Genomic DNA, 16,481 nt, shown 5'->3' with positions numbered 1-16,481 from the left:
GTTGAGCGGGGGGCTGTGGCCGTTGCGGCTGGTCCGGACGCCGTTCCTCCGGGCCGCCAGGCGCGCCGCGCCGTGGTCCGCCTCCTGGGGCGGTGGGCTCATCGGCCTGTGCCGGGCGCCGGTCAGGGCCCGAGGGACGCTCCTGGGCCGCCGGCGGGCGCCCGGGCTGCGGCGAGGGAGCAACGGCGGGGGGCGCGGGTCGCGCAGCGGGCGGCGCATCGGGGGCTTCAGCCGGAGCGGCGGGACGGACCGGGCGCGGCCCGGCTCTATCCTGCGGCGGGCGCGGTGACTCTTCTCCGGCCGCGCCGGGGCCACGGTCTCGACCTGCGGGGCCGCGCCGCTGGGGCGCGACATCGCCCGCGTCGGGCTGATCAGGAGCCGGACGGACGCGCGGCGGCGCCTCGCCCGGGGAGGCCTGAGCCAGAACGAGGGGAGCTTGCGGCGAGGGCAAAGCCGTTGCGGACAGGGCGATGAACGGCAGGGCCGTGCCGGCGAGAAGCAGTGAGGTTAACTTCATGGTCCCGTTTCATGGTTATTGTGCGTTGATGGACGGAAGTCCCGATGGCGGGATTCGGTTCCATTTTCCTGCAGCCAAGCTTCCTGTCAGGCTTGCGAAAAAATGTGACGATGTTCTTGAAAAGACTGGTAGATCGGCTCTCGGATCCCTATCTAAGATACCTTGGAAATCTCGCGTTTCGGAAGCGAACTGGCCCATGCAATGGACCGACGAGGGCATCGTGCTCGGCGTGCGCAAGCACGGTGAATCAAGCGTCATCCTTGAGGTGATGACGCGTGAGCACGGGCGGCATCTCGGCCTCGTCCATGGAGGGCGCTCGAAATCCCTGCAGCCTGTCCTGCAGCCTGGAAATACCATCCAGGCGACATGGCGGGCGCGGCTCGACGAGCATCTTGGGACCTTCCAGGTCGAGGGCCTCGACCTCCGGGCCGCGCAGCTGATCGGCTCGCCCCTCGCTCTTTACGGCCTTGCGACATTGGCGCACCTGCTGCGCTGCCTGCCTGAACGGGATCCACACCAGGCGCTCTACGAGACCCTGGAGGTGCTGGTCGATCACCTGGACGATCCTCACCTTGCTCCAGCCCTCTTCGTGCGGTTCGAGGTCGCCATGCTGGCGGAGCTCGGCTTCGGGCTCGACCTGACGTCCTGCGCGGCGACCGGCGGCCGGGACAACCTGATTTATGTTTCCCCGAAGAGCGGGCGGGCGGTCAGCGCCGCCGCCGGAGAGGCCTACAAGGATCGTCTTCTCCGCCTGCCCGGCTTTCTGATCGGCCAGACGCGGTCCAACCGCCCGGCCGGATCGGATATCCGGGACGGATTTGCACTGACGGATTTCTTCCTGCATCAGAACGTCTTCGAACCGCGGGGGCAGTCGGCTCCCGAGGAGCGGGCGCGGTTCGTCACCTTGGCGACCGTGGAGGACGATTAGGTTTGTTTCTGTTATGTTCTCATTTCAAACCAGAAGAACTGATTCGTTTCAGGGGACTGTGACACATGGGTAAGCCCGTCAATCCGCCCACAGGCGGCGAGATTGAAACCATTCATCTGAAGGATGCGCTGGAAGAGCGATATCTCGCCTACGCGCTGTCCACCATTATGCACCGGGCGCTCCCGGACGCGCGGGACGGCCTGAAGCCGGTTCACCGGCGGATCCTGCATGCCATGCGCCTCCTGCGGCTCGATCCGCGCTCGGCGCCGAAGAAATGCGCCCGCATCGTCGGCGACGTGATGGGCCAGTATCATCCGCACGGGGACCAATCGATCTACGATGCCCTCGTGCGCATGGCCCAGGATTTCGCCCAGCGCTATCCTCTCGCGGAAGGCCAGGGCAATTTCGGCAACATCGACGGCGATAACGCCGCCGCCATGCGCTATACGGAAGCGCGCCTGACCGAGGTCGCCCGCCTGTTGCTGGAGGGGATCGACGAGGACGCCGTCGACTTCCGGGAAACCTACGACCAAGCGAATGAGGAACCTGTCGTTCTTCCGGCCGCCTTTCCGAACCTCTTGGCCAACGGGTCGCAGGGCATCGCCGTCGGCATGGCGACTTCGATCCCGCCCCACAATGCCGCCGAGCTTTGCGACGCGGCTCTCCATCTGATCGCCCATCCCAAGACATCGTCCGAGGAGCTGGTCGGGCAATTCGTGAAGGGCCCGGATTTTCCCACCGGCGGCATCGTCGTGGACACGCCGGAATCCATCGCGGAGACCTATCGCACGGGCCGCGGCGGCTTCCGGGTGCGCGCCCGGTGGAAGAAGGAAGATCTCGGGCGCGGCAATTGGCAGATCATCATCACGGAAATTCCCTATTCCGTCCCAAAATCGCGGCTGATCGAGAAGATCGCCGAGCTGCTTCAAGAAAAGAAGCTTCCGCTTCTGGCCGATGTGCGCGACGAGTCGGCCGAGGATGTCCGGGTCGTCCTCGAACCGCGCGCTCGGACGGTCGATCCGATCATCCTGATGGAATCGCTTTTCAAGCTCACGGAGCTTGAAAGCCGTATCCCGATGAACGTGAATGTGCTGGCTGGGGGCAAGGTGCCGAAGGTGCTCGGCCTCGCCGAGTGCCTCCGCGAATGGCTCGATCATCGCCGCGAGGTGTTGATCCGCCGCTCCAGCTTCCGGCTCGCCGCCATCGACCGGCGCCTCGAAATTCTCGGCGGCCTGCTCATCGTTTATCTCGATCTCGACCGGGTGATCAAAATCATCCGCGAGGAGGACGAGCCGAAGCAGGAGCTGATGCGCGTCTTCAAGCTCACCGAGATCCAGGCCAACGCTATTCTCGACACACGGCTGCGCTCGCTGCGCAAACTTGAGGAGATGGAACTCAAGCGCGAGCAGAAGGCCCTTCAGGACGAGAAGGCCAAGATCGAGAACCTGCTCGGCTCCGAAAAGGTGCAGTGGAAGACGGTCACCGCCGAGATCAAGGAAGTCCGCAAGACCTTCGGGCCGGACACGCCTCTCGGCAAGCGCCGGACGACTTTCGACCGGGCGCCCGACACGTCCGATATCGACTTCGCGGAAGCCATGGTCGAACGCGAGCCCATCACGGTGATTGTGTCCCAAAAGGGCTGGATCCGCGCCATGAAGGGACACGTGGCCGATCTGTCGGCCGTGCAGTTCAAGGGGGACGATGCCCTCAAGACCGCCTTCTTCGCGGAAACGACGTCGAAGATCATCGTCGTGGCGACTAATGGGCGCTTCTTCACCCTGGAAGCGTCGAAGCTTCCCGGAGGACGCGGCTTCGGCGATCCCATTCGCCTCATGGTCGACCTCGAGGAGGGGGCGGACTTCATCGCTGCGTTCCCGTACCGGCCCGGCGCGAAGCTCCTGGTGGTCGGGTCCGATGGACGCGGCTTTATCGCTCCGACGGACGACGTGACGGCGAATACCCGCAAGGGCAAGCAGATCCTCAATCTGGATGCCCCGGCACAAGCCGTGGTGTGCGCCGAAGGTGAGGGCGATCACATCGCCATCATCGGTGAAAACCGCAAACTCCTGATCTTTTCCGCGAAGCAGGTGCCGGAAATGACCCGCGGCAAGGGCGTGCGCCTCCAGCGATACAAGGATGGAGGCGTTTCCGATGCCAAAGTCTTCAAGCTGAAGGAAGGATTGACCTGGAAGGACACCGCAGGTCGGACCTGGACGGTCGCCAAGGAGGACCTGCGCGATTGGATCGCCAACCGGGCAGAGGCGGGACGCCTCCCGCCGAAGGGCTTCCCGAAGAGCAACAAATTCGGGGACTGAGCCGCAAAACCTATCAGAAGTCAGAGGCGCCCGGCCTGGTCCGGGCGCCTTTTTGTTTGGCCTTCAGACCTGCAACGATGAAGGCGATCGGGCCGTCACCGTTCAAATATTGCATCGACCTCTTCATTCGGAGGGCTCGGACCACTGCGCTTTCCGATAAGGAAGGTTTGTTCATCCGGCAGCCGGCCGATGACCGTTCATCCAGCAGGAGCGGTCGCGCCGGGCCTGCTCCCGCTTTGCCTCAAGAAGGATAATGTCATGATGCGTGCGTCTGTTCTTGCCGGAATTATCGCCCTGCCGGTTCTCATGACTTCGCAGGCGGTCGCTCAAACGGTGCCGCCCGAATCGACCGTTCGCGTCCTGAACCGGACCCAGGCCCTGCAGCCATCTGCGCCAAGCAAGGCCGGCATCGGAGATGCGGTCGGCACGGCGGCTTGGGCCCGCTCCTCGTCGAAAGCCCACCGCTATGCTCCTCGGGTGAGGGGCCGCGCCGCACGTTCCAACGACAACGGTTGAAGCCGTTCAGGCGCGGGCTGAGCCGGACAAACGCTTAATCGACCCGGACCCATCCGGGTGACAGCAGGCGTTCCTGGGGCTTGAACCGCGCCTTGTAACCCATCTTCTTGGACCCTTCGACCCAATAGCCCAGATACAGATAGGGCAGGCCCATGGCCTTGGCTCGGGCGATATGATCCAGGATGATGAACGTTCCGAGGCTGCGGTGCTGCAAGGCGGGGTCGTAGAACGAGTAGACCATCGAAAGGCCGTCGCTCATCTCGTCCGTCAGACAGACGGCGATGAGGTCTCCCGAGCCCTTTCCGGTAATCCCGCTGTCGATCCCGCGGCGCCGATACTCGATGATGCGGGTATCGACATGGCTGTCCTCGATCATCATCGAATAGTCGAGCACCGTCATGTCCGCCATGCCGCCATCCGCGTGGCGAGCATCCAGGTAGCGCCGGAACAGGGAATATTGTTCCGATGAGGGTCTGTTGGGGATCGCGTTGCCGATAAGATCCGCATTGTCCCTCAGAACGCGCCGGAGATTGCCGGAGGGATTGAACTCGTCGACGATCACCCGGACCGACACGCAGGCGCGGCACGCATCGCAAGCCGGACGATAGGCGATGGTCTGGGAACGGCGGAAGCCACCCTGCGTCAGGATCTCGTTCAACTCCCGGCCTCGTCGGCCGACGATGTGGGTGAAGACTTTCCGCTCCTCCTTGCCGGGCAGATAAGGGCATGAGGATGGGGATGTGAGATAGAATTGCGGTGCGTCGCGAGGCTGACTCGTCAAGCTGTTATTGCCCCAGTAGGAACCTTGAGCGCTGACTCAACGCTCAAGGATAACATTGGTGCCCGAGTCGTCCAGAAAAAGAGGTGTTTTCGAAAATGCCCGGAATGCCGCAGGCAAACGGCCTCATGCGCGGACAACCATCATCCCGGTCAGAAGATCGCGGACGAAACGGCGGTCGTCGCGCACGAAGCCCATGAAGACGTCGCAGGCCCAGAGCAGGAAGGTCGAGACCGCCACATAGAACAAAAGGGCGTGAACGGCGGCCGCCAGCATCGTGACCGGCGCTCCCGTATTGGGATCGACTACCCGCAGCCCCATGGCGCGCATTCCGACGGTCGCCTGCGACGTTCCGCCGATGGTCAGGGCGTTGTAGAAGATGAACGTCAGGCCGGCGAGGGGGAGTCCGACCGCGAGGATGACCCATGTGAGGCCGAGAGTGATCGGTCCCAGGACGACCAGGGCGAGCCAGATCAGGATGAACCAGAACGCGATGACCACGAGGTCGATGAGATAAGCCCAGAATCGACGGTTGATGACGCCGTGGGTCGCATAGCGCTCGACGGCATAGGCCGTCGGGTTGATGGTCGGCACCGGCCGCATGGCCATAGGCTTCTCCTCTCAGTAGGCGGTCTCCGACAGGCAATGGGCATCGATCCGTTTCGGAGCGAGCCCGTCAGCCGCCAAGGCTTCGAATATCTCCCATGTATGTTGTCTGTCGCGGGTTTCGATAGTGATGTCGATGGAAACGCCCTTCGCCGGGACATCGAGGAACAGGCGCCCGTGGGAGACTTCGAGAATGTTGGCGCCAAGATCGCCGAGGCGGCTCGCGACCTTGCCGAGAAGGCCCGGACGGTCGTTCGAGGTGATGCGGAACGAGGTGATGCGCTCGTCCCGCTCCAATTCCCGGACCATGACGGATGCCAGGATGCGGGCATCGATGTTGCCGCCGCAGAGCACGAGACCGACCCGCTTGCCCTTGAAACGGTCCGGCTGCGTCAGCATGGCGGCAAGACCCGCCGCGCCTGCGCCCTCCGCCATGGTCCGCTGGAACGTTGCGTAGGCATTGACGGCGCGCTCCAGCATCGGCTCCTCGACCAGGATGATGTCGGAGACGAGATCCTCCACGATCGGCAGCGGCAGTTGTCCGACCGCTTTCACGGCGATGCCTTCGGCGAGGGTGGCGCCGCCGATCGGGCGATCCTCGTGGCGGATGGCGTTCTGGAAAGACGGATAAAGCGCGGCCTCGACACCTACGATCTCGATCGACGGCTTCAAGGCCTTGGCTGCGACCGCGATTCCGGAAATGAGGCCGCCGCCGCCGATGGGCACCACGATCTGGTCGAGGTCCGGAGCGTCCTCCAGCATCTCAAGACCCACGGTGCCCTGACCGCTCATGACCTTGGGGTCGTCATAGGGATGGACGAAGACGAGGCCCTCCTCGGCGGCGATCTGCCGGGCCCGGTCCGCGGCTTCGTACAAAGTCTCCCCATGAAGGACGACACGCGCGCCGTACGACCGGGTGTTCTCGGCCTTCACCAACGGGGTGCCCTCGGGCATGATGATCGTCGAGGGAATTCCGAGGCGCCGGGCATGGTACGCCACGGCCTGGGCATGGTTGCCTGCCGACATGGCGATGACGCCGCGACGGCGCTCCTCCTCCGTGAGGCTTTCCAGCTTCACAACCGCCCCGCGTTCCTTGAAGGACCCCGTCGGCTGCATGTTCTCATGCTTCACGCAGACGGTGGCGCCCGTAAGCTGCGACAAGCGGGGCGAGGGAACCAGCGGAGTGCGGAGGACCTGCCCCTTGATGATCTGAGCGGCATTCTTTACGTCGTCGATGGAAATGGCAAAGTTTGCCAAGGCGTCCTCCGGTTCTTTTGTTCAGGCTCAGACAGGGCGCGGCGTCAGATCCCTCATGCCGAGAAGTCCACCCGGGCGGAAGATCAGAAACACCACCAGGGCTGCATAGAGCGCCACATCGCGAGCTTCGATCGGTAGATAAGCCGACCAGAGGGTTTCGAACAATCCCACGGCCACTCCGCCCAGGAGTGCGCCCGGAATGGATCCGATGCCTCCGACGATGGCAGCGATCAAGGCCTTCAATCCATATTGGAAGCCACCTGCGAATCCGAGCCCGCCATATTGAGCGACGATCAGCATGCCTGAAAGTCCCGCCATCGCGCCCGCCAGCGCCAGGGTCTGGATCAGGAGACGATTTCCATCCACGCCGAACAGCGTAGCGGCGCGGGCATCGTCGGCGTAAGCCCGCCAGGAGAGGCCGAACGGCGTCGCCTTCATGATCCAAATCAGGCTCAGGGCCGCGAACAGGCCGATGGCCGCCGTCACGATGGAGATCGGGGTGAGGGTCACCAGAAAGTCGCCCGCGCGTGCGAGGGGCCATTGGTCCGACCACACCGGAGGCAGCCAAACGGTGACCGGGCTTTGAACCAGCCGCAGGTACTCCATCAGGAAAAGGGAGAGGCCGACCGTGGCGATCAGGCTCGGCTGCGTGCTGACGGTCTTGATCCGGCCGATGGTGAAGAAGCCTCCCGCCGCACTGTGGATCGCACCCGCAAAGACGGCCGCCGCGAGTCCCGCCGTCAGGCCGATCACCGGCGAGCCGATTCCCGCGGCGATCGCAAGCGACGCTCCCGAGACGGTCGCGGCCGAACCCACGGCGGCCAGTTCGCCAAATGCCAGATTGATCCGTCCGCTCAGCCCGAAAACGAGGGCATAGGCCACGGCCAGAAGGGCATAGATGGCCGTTCTGGGAAGGCTGATTGCAAGCTGCTGGAGCGTGTAGGCCGCCCCCATCGGAACTTCCGACACCTCGGCGAGGGGCGGGCTGCCGGGGTCGCCCGCGACACCGTCCGGAGTGTCGATATAGTAATGCTTGAGCAGATAGAGGCTTGGTCCTGAAAGAGGACCGGTCTCGGTCGACAAGGCGGTGAGGTCCGCCTTGTCCGGCGAGAGCCCCTCTCCAGCAAACCCACAGATGGCATAGCGGTCGAGGATGGGTCGCCCGGGAGACTCGGCTTCATAGAAAACGATGATGCTCTGCGATCCCGTGCCCCGCTCAACGCGCTTGACGGTGATCCGCGCCCCCGGGTTGAGGGCCGGCAGCGCGGTTCGGCAGACGCGGGTCTGCTCCGCATCCACCGAGAGCGCACAGCCCGAAAGAAGCATCGCAACGAGTCCCAGGAGGCCGATATGCCATGCCCGGAACAAGCTGAAATGCGCCATGGGCCGATCTGGATCCTAGGCTTTCAGTTTCTCGGCGACCGCCGGGGCGAAGTAGGTCAGGATACCGTCCGCCCCGGCCCGTTTGAAGGCAAGGAGGCTTTCCATCATGGCTTTCTCTCCGTCGAGCCAGCCATTGGCAGCCGCAGCCTGGATCATCGCGTATTCGCCCGATACCTGGTAGGCGAAGGTCGGGACCGCGAACGTCTCTTTCACGCGCTGAACGATGTCCAGATAGGGCAGCCCCGGCTTGACCATGATCATGTCGGCGCCCTCGTCGAGATCGAGGGCGACCTCGCGCAGAGCCTCGTCGGAATTCGCGGGGTCCATCTGATAGGTCCGCTTGTCGCCCACCAGGGTGGCGCTGGTCCCGATGGCGTCCCGGAACGGACCGTAGAAAGCGGACGCGTATTTCGCCGCATAAGCCATGATCTGGACATCCTGGAAGCCGGCTTCGTCGAGCGCCGTCCGAATCGCACCGACCCGGCCATCCATCATGTCGGAGGGGGCGATGATGTCGGCGCCTGCCTCCGCCTGAAGCACGGCCTGCCGGGCGAGGAGGGCGACGGTCTCGTCGTTGAGGATCCGGTCGCCGTCCATGATGCCGTCATGGCCATGGCTCGTGTAGGGATCGAGGGCAACGTCGGTGATGATGCCGATCTCGGGAACGGCCCGCTTGATCTCGCGCACGGCGCGGCAGACCAAGTTGCGGCTGTTGAGGGCCTCCGAGCCGGTCAGATCACGCAGGGACGGATCGGTATAGGGGAAGAGGGCGAGGGCGGGAATCCGAAGCGCCGCCGCCTTTTCGGCCTCGCGTACGGCTTCCGGCACGGTGAGCCGATCAACGCCCGGCATGGAACGGACAGCCTCGCGTCCGCTTGCTCCCTCGACCACGAAAATCGGCCAGATCAGATCGTCGACGGTCAGGACGCTCTCACGCACCAGTCGTCGCGACCAATCGGCCTTGCGGTTGCGTCGCGGTCGCTGGGTCAGCGACAGGGCGGGTGCAATGGCGGTCTCAGAAGCGGGGCGATGCAGGCGAGAGAGCTTCGACATGGGTCCTCATCCAGGGCCGGACTCGCGCGCCGGCAGCGGCAAAGGGTTAGCACATTTGAGTAAATCTAAAAAAGGGTTCGACGTCGCATGCGAGAGTTGCAGCAAGAATCTTTGCTTGGCTTAGGATTCCCGTGTCTTGATTGACGGCGGTGGCCGCACTTGTTTTAAGCCCCGATACATCTCAACCGGAGACGGCCCGCCATGGACGAGAACGCTGACATTCTCTGTGAGACGAGGGGCGCGGCAGGGTTCGTCACCCTTCACAGGCCCCGCGCCCTGAATGCCCTCAACCTCGGCATGGTCCGCGAGATGATGCGCGCTCTGGAGTCCTGGGAGCATGACCCCGGCGTGACACGGGTCGTCGTGACGGGAGCTGGCGAGAAGGCTTTCTGCGCCGGAGGTGACATCCGCCACCTGACCGAGCTGGGGAAGGCCGGCCGCCGCGAGGAGGCCCTGGAATTCTGGCGGGAAGAGTACCGGCTCAACGCCCTCATCAAGCGGTACGGCAAGCCGTATGTTTCCCTGATCGACGGGATCGTCATGGGGGGAGGCGTCGGCGTTTCTCTTCACGGCAGCCATCGCGTGGCGGGGGATCGGTACCTGTTCGCGATGCCCGAAGTCGGAATCGGTTTCTTCCCCGATGTCGGGGCGACCTATGCTCTGCCGCGGCTGCCGGGGGCGACGGGGATGTATATCGCGCTGACCGGCGAGAGGATCCGCCGGGCCGACGCCGTCATGTTGGGGCTGGCGACCCATGCGGTGGCATCCGGCCGGATAGAAGAGCTCCGCGAGGCTCTCTGTGATGGGGCCCCCGTTGACGAGATCCTGGGGGACCGAGCTATTTTTTCTGAAGCTGCGCCTTTGACGGCCCACCGGGATCTCATCGATTCCTGCTTCTCGGGGGAGAGTGTCGAGGCCGTTCTCGAACGCCTGGACCGGAAGGCTCAGGAAGGCTCTGACTTCGCCGCCGGGCTTGCCGGAGCGATCCGGACCAAGTCACCCACCAGTCTCAAGATCGCTTTCGAGCAGGTCAGGCGCGGCCGGGCGCTCGACTTCACCGACGCCATGAAGACCGAGTTCCGTATCGTTTCACGGATCATCGGCGGGCAAGACTTCTACGAGGGCGTTCGGGCCACTCTGATCGACAAGGACGGAAAGCCGCATTGGCGGCCGAGTTCATTGGACGCGGTCGATAAAGCGGCTATCGACGAGTACTTCGCCAATCTCGGCGCCGGTGAACTGGAGATATCCTGATGCCTCGTTCCGCAGCCCAGAAAGGGACGCTCGATCTGAGCAAGGACTCTGCCTCGGACCGAATCGAGGAGCGCCCGGCCGCGCAGGGGAATCTGCGGTGGGGCTTCGTTCTGACCTGGTACATGCGGCTGCTCTCGATTCTCTGGATCATGAAGGGCCTCAGCGCCTGGGCAGTCATCCTTGGCGTGTGGACGCCGGTCGGCCATTTCGAAACCCGGTCGATGGGCTATCAGGCGACGATCATCTACTTTGCCCTGATCGATCTGATCGCGGCGGTCGGTCTGTGGATGGGGAGCACCTGGGGCGGAATCATGTGGCTCCTCGCCGTGATGAGCCATCTGATTCTCGCGGCCTTCTTTCCGGGAATCGTCTCCAGCGGCATCCTGACATTCGTTTTTTTCCTCGTGTTAACCATCGCATATCTTGGAATGGCCTGGCTCGAGGCGCGGGACACGAAGCCAAAATCCTGAGGAAGGGCAGGCCCTTGTGCGGGATTCATAAGGCCGTATGACAGGACTGGGGTCCTAGCTGGCGGTGACGATCACGGAATAGTGTATCCCATTCGACACACCGCCGGATTAGTAATCGCAGCTGCGGTCGCGAATGGCGAAAGGTGCATCGAGCCGGGCGAATCTGCCTTAAAACGGCCCCGATGTTCCTTGTTTTCGATACCGTTCCTTAATCCAATCCCGGCATTTTCCGCTGGAGATTGAAAGTGGTTAGGGATTTGTTCCTTTGCTTTCGCGTCGTCACCTTCAACAACCGGAAAAGCCTGCGCTCATGTTGTCCCGCCGTACTCTCCTGACAGGATCGCTCGCCCTCGTCTTCACGCCGGCTACCGCAGCCTTGGCTCAGCAACTGGCCGGGAGCCAGGCCGAGTGGTCGCAGAACTACGAGGCTGCGTCGCGCAGCCGGATCCAGCGCACGACGACGCCGATGCTCTCGGCCGATACGCTGGCGGCAACGGAGCAGATGATCGCCCATTACCGGGAGATTTCCGCCCGCGGCGGATGGCAGCCGGTTCGCGGCGTCGATGGTTTGCGCGTCGGCGCGAAGAACCCCGCCGTGATGGCCCTGCGCCAGCGCCTGATCGTCACCGGCGATCTCGATCCGGCGGCCGGCGAATCGCCCATCTACGATTCCTATGTCGAGGCCGCCGTACGCCGCTTCCAGGCCCGCCACGGCTTGAGCTCCACAGGCACCATGACGAGCGCCACCGTGGCGGCCATGAACGTCCCGGTGGATGTCCGCATCCGCCAGCTTGAGATCAACGTGGTCCGCTTGCGCAGCTTCTCGGGCAATCTCGGAAGCCGCTATGTGACCGTGAACATTCCGGCGGCGCTCGTCGAGACCGTCGAGAGTGGGGTTGTCCACACCCGTCACGCCGCAGGCGTCGGCAAGATCGACCGTCAGTCTCCGATCATGAATGCGAAGGTGCAGGAGGTGAACTTCAATCCCTTCTGGACCGTTCCGGCTTCCATCATCCGCAAGGACCTGATCCCGAAGATGCAGAAGGAGCCGAACTATCTGACGGAGAACAAAATCCGCATCTTCAACGGCTCCGGTCAGGAACTGAGCCCGAGCCAGGTGAACTGGTTCTCCGACGAGGCAACGCGCTACCGGTTTCGCCAGGATCCGGGCGGCGAGCTGAATTCCATGGGCTTCGTGCGCATCAATATCCCGAACCCGCACGGGGTTTACATGCACGATACCCCGTCCAAGGGCATCTTCGGCGACGATTTCCGCTTCGTGTCCTCGGGCTGCGTGCGCGTCCAGAACGTGCGCGACTATATCGAGTGGCTCCTGAAGGACACGCCCGGCTGGAGCCGTGAGCACATCGACGCCACCTTCAAGTCCGGTGAGCGTGTCGATGCCCGCCTGTCGCAGCCGGTCAACATCTACTGGGTCTACGTGACCGCCTGGGCGACTCCGGACGGCCTCGTGCAGTTCCGCGACGACATCTACAACAAAGACGGTCTCGGCAGCGCGATCCCGGTGGCGAGTCGGGTCCCGACCGAGCCCGATCAGGAAATGTTCCTTCAGAACTGAGATCCTGGACAAATTCCGTTTCGACCTCTCAGCCCGCCCCCGGCGGGCTGAGCCTTTTGGAAAGACCTTCTGCGCGGCTTGGCGGCGTTCGTCCGGCCATGTTAAAGGCCTGGAACGAAAATCGGACGAGGTTGCCGCGGGATGGTGGATCGCAGGATCCGGATCCCCACATTGAGACGGCAATCGCATCAGGCGAGGTCTACCATGAGCGCGAGTGAAGCGGCACACAGCCACCTGTCCAACTCCTTCTTCTCGGCAAGCCTCGCCGACAGCGATCCCGAGATCGCCCGCGCCATCGGGCTTGAGCTCGGCCGCCAGCGGGACGAGATCGAGCTGATCGCGTCCGAGAACATCGTGTCCCGCGCCGTGCTCGAGGCGCAGGGCTCGGTCATGACGAACAAGTACGCGGAAGGCTATCCGGGCCGCCGCTACTACGGCGGCTGCCAGTTCGTGGATATCGCCGAGGAGCTTGCCATCGACCGCGCCAAGCGCCTGTTCGACTGCAAGTTCGCCAACGTCCAGCCGAATTCCGGCAGCCAGGCCAACCAGGCCGTCTTCATGGCTCTGATGAAGCCGGGCGACACCTTCATGGGCCTCGATCTGGCCTGCGGCGGACACCTCACCCACGGATCGCCGGTCAACATGTCCGGCAAGTGGTTCAACGTGGTCAGCTACAAGGTGCGGGAAAGCGACCAGCTCATCGACATGGATGAGGTCGCGACGCTGGCCCGCGAGCACAAGCCCAAGGTGATCGTGGCCGGCGGCTCGGCCTATTCCCGGTTCTGGGACTTCGCCCGCTTCCGCGAGATCGCGGACGAGGTCGGCGCCTTCTTCATGGTGGACATCGCCCATTTTGCGGGTCTCGTGGCCGGTGGCGCTCATCCATCGCCGTTCCCGCATGCCCATGTGGTCACGACGACGACTCACAAGACTCTGCGCGGTCCGCGCGGCGGCATGATCCTCACCAACGAGGAGGATCTCGCCAAGAAGATCAATTCCGCCATCTTCCCTGGTCTGCAGGGCGGCCCGCTCATGCATGTCATCGCGGCCAAGGCGGTGGCGTTCGCCGAAGCTCTGCGGCCCGAGTTCAAGCTCTATGCCCGCTCCGTGGTCGAAAACGCGAAGGTCCTCGCCGACACGCTGGTTTCCAACGGCTATGCCATCGTGGCCGGAGGGACGGACAACCATCTCATGCTGGTCGATCTGCGGCCCAAGAAGCTGACCGGCAAGGCCGCCGAGGCCGCGCTGGGCCGGGCCCACATCACCTGCAACAAGAACGGCGTGCCGTTCGACCCCGAGAAGCCGATGGTCACCTCGGGCATCCGGCTCGGCACGCCGGCCGCCACCTCCCGCGGCTTCGGAGTTGCGGAGTTCCGGAAGGTCGGGGAGCTGATCGTGGAAACACTGGACGGTCTTTCCAAGCACGGCGAGGAAGGCAACCAGGATGTCGAGGCCTCGGTGAAGAACCGCGTCCACGAACTCACGCGCCGTTTCCCGATCTACGGCTGAGGCCCAGGCAGAAGACATGCGTTGCCCTTATTGTGGGAGTCTCGACACCCAGGTGAAGGACTCCCGGCCCACGGACGATTCGTCGGCGATCCGCCGTCGGCGGGTCTGCCCCGATTGCGGTGGCCGCTTCACAACCTTCGAACGGGTCCAATTGCGGGAGCTCTTCGTCGTGAAGCGCTCCGGCCGCCGCGTGCCGTTCGACCGGGATAAACTGGAGCGCTCGGTCGAGGTGGCGCTGCGCAAGCGGCCCGTGGATCCCGAGCGGGTCGAACGCATGCTCAACGGCATCGTCCGGCAGCTCGAGAGCATGGGCGATGCGGACGTGGCCAGCGAAACGGTGGGCGAACTCGTCATGGAGGGCCTGAAGGGACTCGACGACGTGGCCTATGTGCGCTTCGCGTCCGTGTATAAGAATTTTCGCGAAGCCAAGGATTTCGAAGAGATTCTCGGCCGGCTGGCCAACGAGGAACCGGAGGGTGAGGCGCTCGCGCCGAAGAAGAACCCGGTCCAATCCGACTGATGGCCTCACCTGCTGCCGTCGGAAGCCCGCCCGCATGGTCCGCCGAGGACCGTCGCTTCATGAAGCTCGCCATTGCGCTCGGGCAGCGCCAGCTGGGCCTGACCTGGCCCAACCCGGCGGTGGGCGCCGTTCTGGTCCAGCACCGGGATGACGGCCCGGTCATCGTTGCCGTCGGCGCGACGCAAGCGGGCGGCCGTCCGCACGCGGAGCGCGTGGCGCTCGCCGTTGCCGGAGAGCAGGCGCGGGGGGGCACGCTCTATGTCTCCCTTGAGCCCTGCTCCCATCACGGAAAGAGTCCGCCTTGCGCTGACGCGATCATCGAGGCAGGTGTGGCGCGGGTCGTCTCCGCCATCGAGGATCCCGATGAACGTGTGGCCGGCAGAGGGCATGATCTCCTCCGGCAGGCGGGCATCGCCGTTGATGTGGGCTGCATGGCACGGGAGGCGCTCCGGGCGCATCGCGGCCATATCACACGGGTGACGCGCGGGCGACCGGCCGTCACGGTGAAGCTGGCGCGAACGACCGAAGGGTTCGCGGGTGTCAGTCAGGGGCCCCGCCTGATGATCACGGGGGAGGCGGCCAACGGTCGCGTCCACCTCATGAGGTTGCATGCGGACGGGATCCTGGTCGGGATCGAAACCATCCTGCGGGATGACCCTCTTTTGACGGTTCGCCTGCCGGGTCTCGCAGCCCGTTCACCGGTTCGGATCGTCTTCGACAGCACCTTGCGGCTTCCGCAGGACGCCAGGGTGGTCGCGGGTGCGCGGGAACACCCGACATGGGTCCTCACGGCCCCGGACGCACCCTTTCACGCGGAGCGGGCTCTGGTGGATGCGGGCGTCGATGTTTTCCGGCTTCCTGGAAACGGGGCAGGGCAAATCTCTCTGCCCCACGCCCTCGCATTCCTTGGCGAGCGCGGCCTGACACGCCTTTTCTGCGAGGGCGGCCCGACCCTGGCCGATGCCCTCGCTCGGCATGATCTCGTCGACGAGCTCGTCCTCGTGACCGGCGGATCGGGACGGGGCAGGGGCGATATTCCGGCGCTTGGCCCGGCGCTGCAGGACAGAATGGACGAGCTCGCGCTCGTCGGCGAGGAGCAGCTCGGCTCCGATCTTTTCATGTTTTGGGAGAAGCCCTGATGTTTACGGGGATCATCACCGATGTCGGTGAGGTTGTTTCGGCCGAGGGAGCACAGGGAACACTGAGGCGCCTTCGCATCAATGCGTCCTACGATCCTGCATCGATTGCGCTCGGCGCCTCCATCGCTTGCGGAGGGCCCTGCCTCACCGTGGTGGCGGTGGGCAAACGCGACGGCGGCTGCTGGTTCGATGTGGATGCGGCGAGCGAAACTTTGGATCGGACGACCGTCGCGCAATGGGATGTCGGCACGCGGATCAATCTGGAGCGCTCCTTGAAGATCGGAGACGAACTCGGGGGACATATCGTCACCGGGCACGTGGACGGCGTGGCGACGATCGTCGCCCGGGAGGCGATCACGGCCGGAGATGACCTGTGGGGTCCGACGGCCCGGTTCTACATCAAAGTTCCTTCGTCACTTGCGCCCTTCATTGCCGAGAAAGGCTCGGTGTGCCTCGACGGCACGTCGCTGACGGTCAATTCGGTCACGGAGGACGTATTCTCGATCCTTCTCATCCCGCACACCCTCACCGTGACGACTTGGGGCGAGCGCCAGGTGGGCGATCACCTCAATATCGAGGTCGATTTGATGGCGCGTTACGCTGCACGACTTGCGGAGGCGCGCCGAGGGGAGTAGGGACCCTCACTCATCATTTCTC

Annotated in this window: 15 protein-coding genes; 10 read left to right on the top strand and 5 right to left on the bottom strand. The window is 64.1% G+C overall.

Annotated elements, in window-relative coordinates; all coding sequences use genetic code 11:
• Positions 1 to 713: 713 nt before the first annotated feature.
• The 3 genes from recO (at position 714) to LJD17_RS10380 (ending at position 4,276) form a co-directional block, all read left to right on the top strand.
• Entirely contained in the window at positions 714 to 1,445 is a 732-nt protein-coding gene (recO, locus tag LJD17_RS10390; protein ID WP_227384090.1) for a DNA repair protein RecO, read from the top strand.
• A 65-nt stretch (positions 1,446 to 1,510) separates the two neighbouring features.
• Complete coding sequence (parC, locus tag LJD17_RS10385) at positions 1,511 to 3,760, top strand: DNA topoisomerase IV subunit A (RefSeq protein ID WP_227384089.1); 2,250 nt, start codon at positions 1,511 to 1,513, stop codon at positions 3,758 to 3,760.
• Between the two features lie 258 nt (positions 3,761 to 4,018).
• Complete coding sequence (locus LJD17_RS10380) at positions 4,019 to 4,276, top strand: hypothetical protein (protein ID WP_227384088.1); 258 nt, start codon at positions 4,019 to 4,021, stop codon at positions 4,274 to 4,276.
• A 34-nt stretch (positions 4,277 to 4,310) separates the two neighbouring features.
• On the opposite strand, the gene LJD17_RS10375 is transcribed toward LJD17_RS10380, so the two are convergent.
• From LJD17_RS10375 to hemB, 5 genes are all read right to left on the bottom strand, one after another.
• Positions 4,311 to 5,057, bottom strand: coding sequence for an arginyltransferase (locus LJD17_RS10375; protein ID WP_227384087.1), 747 nt, complete (start codon positions 5,055 to 5,057; stop codon positions 4,311 to 4,313).
• A gap of 123 nt (positions 5,058 to 5,180) precedes the next feature.
• Positions 5,181 to 5,663 (bottom strand): RDD family protein, encoded by a 483-nt coding sequence (locus tag LJD17_RS10370; RefSeq protein WP_227384086.1) that lies wholly within the window; start codon positions 5,661 to 5,663, stop codon positions 5,181 to 5,183.
• Between the two features lie 12 nt (positions 5,664 to 5,675).
• Entirely contained in the window at positions 5,676 to 6,917 is a 1,242-nt protein-coding gene (locus tag LJD17_RS10365; protein ID WP_227384085.1) for a threonine ammonia-lyase, read from the bottom strand.
• A gap of 27 nt (positions 6,918 to 6,944) precedes the next feature.
• Positions 6,945 to 8,300 (bottom strand): branched-chain amino acid ABC transporter permease, encoded by a 1,356-nt coding sequence (locus LJD17_RS10360; protein ID WP_227384084.1) that lies wholly within the window; start codon positions 8,298 to 8,300, stop codon positions 6,945 to 6,947.
• Positions 8,301 to 8,315: 15 nt separating this feature from the next.
• Complete coding sequence (gene hemB / locus LJD17_RS10355) at positions 8,316 to 9,353, bottom strand: porphobilinogen synthase (protein WP_227384083.1); 1,038 nt, start codon at positions 9,351 to 9,353, stop codon at positions 8,316 to 8,318.
• A 201-nt stretch (positions 9,354 to 9,554) separates the two neighbouring features.
• Between hemB and LJD17_RS10350 the strand changes: the two genes are divergently transcribed.
• From LJD17_RS10350 to LJD17_RS10320, 7 genes are all read left to right on the top strand, one after another.
• Entirely contained in the window at positions 9,555 to 10,607 is a 1,053-nt protein-coding gene (locus tag LJD17_RS10350) for an enoyl-CoA hydratase/isomerase family protein (protein WP_227384082.1), read from the top strand.
• Complete coding sequence (locus tag LJD17_RS10345) at positions 10,607 to 11,077, top strand: DUF6163 family protein (protein WP_227384081.1); 471 nt, start codon at positions 10,607 to 10,609, stop codon at positions 11,075 to 11,077. The genes LJD17_RS10350 and LJD17_RS10345 overlap by 1 nt, the downstream gene beginning before the upstream one ends.
• 310 nt (positions 11,078 to 11,387) lie before the next feature.
• Positions 11,388 to 12,656, top strand: a complete 1,269-nt coding sequence (locus LJD17_RS10340) for a L,D-transpeptidase family protein (protein WP_227384080.1) — start codon at positions 11,388 to 11,390, stop codon at positions 12,654 to 12,656.
• A gap of 204 nt (positions 12,657 to 12,860) precedes the next feature.
• Positions 12,861 to 14,165, top strand: coding sequence for a serine hydroxymethyltransferase (glyA, locus tag LJD17_RS10335; protein ID WP_227384079.1), 1,305 nt, complete (start codon positions 12,861 to 12,863; stop codon positions 14,163 to 14,165).
• Between the two features lie 16 nt (positions 14,166 to 14,181).
• Positions 14,182 to 14,685: a transcriptional regulator NrdR gene (gene nrdR / locus LJD17_RS10330; protein ID WP_227384078.1), complete on the top strand. Its 504-nt coding sequence runs from the start codon at positions 14,182 to 14,184 to the stop codon at positions 14,683 to 14,685.
• A gap of 59 nt (positions 14,686 to 14,744) precedes the next feature.
• Positions 14,745 to 15,824 (top strand): bifunctional diaminohydroxyphosphoribosylaminopyrimidine deaminase/5-amino-6-(5-phosphoribosylamino)uracil reductase RibD, encoded by a 1,080-nt coding sequence (ribD, locus tag LJD17_RS10325; protein WP_227384077.1) that lies wholly within the window; start codon positions 14,745 to 14,747, stop codon positions 15,822 to 15,824.
• Positions 15,824 to 16,459 (top strand): riboflavin synthase, encoded by a 636-nt coding sequence (locus LJD17_RS10320; protein ID WP_227384076.1) that lies wholly within the window; start codon positions 15,824 to 15,826, stop codon positions 16,457 to 16,459. Before ribD ends, LJD17_RS10320 begins: the two co-directional genes overlap by 1 nt.
• Positions 16,460 to 16,481 lie beyond the last annotated feature (22 nt).

The organism is Microvirga rosea (genome assembly GCF_020595095.1).
In the GTDB taxonomy this organism is placed as follows: domain Bacteria; phylum Pseudomonadota; class Alphaproteobacteria; order Rhizobiales; family Beijerinckiaceae; genus Microvirga; species Microvirga rosea.
The sequence above is the reverse complement of the archived record's forward strand: the minus strand, read 5'-3'. Positions and strand labels throughout refer to the sequence as shown.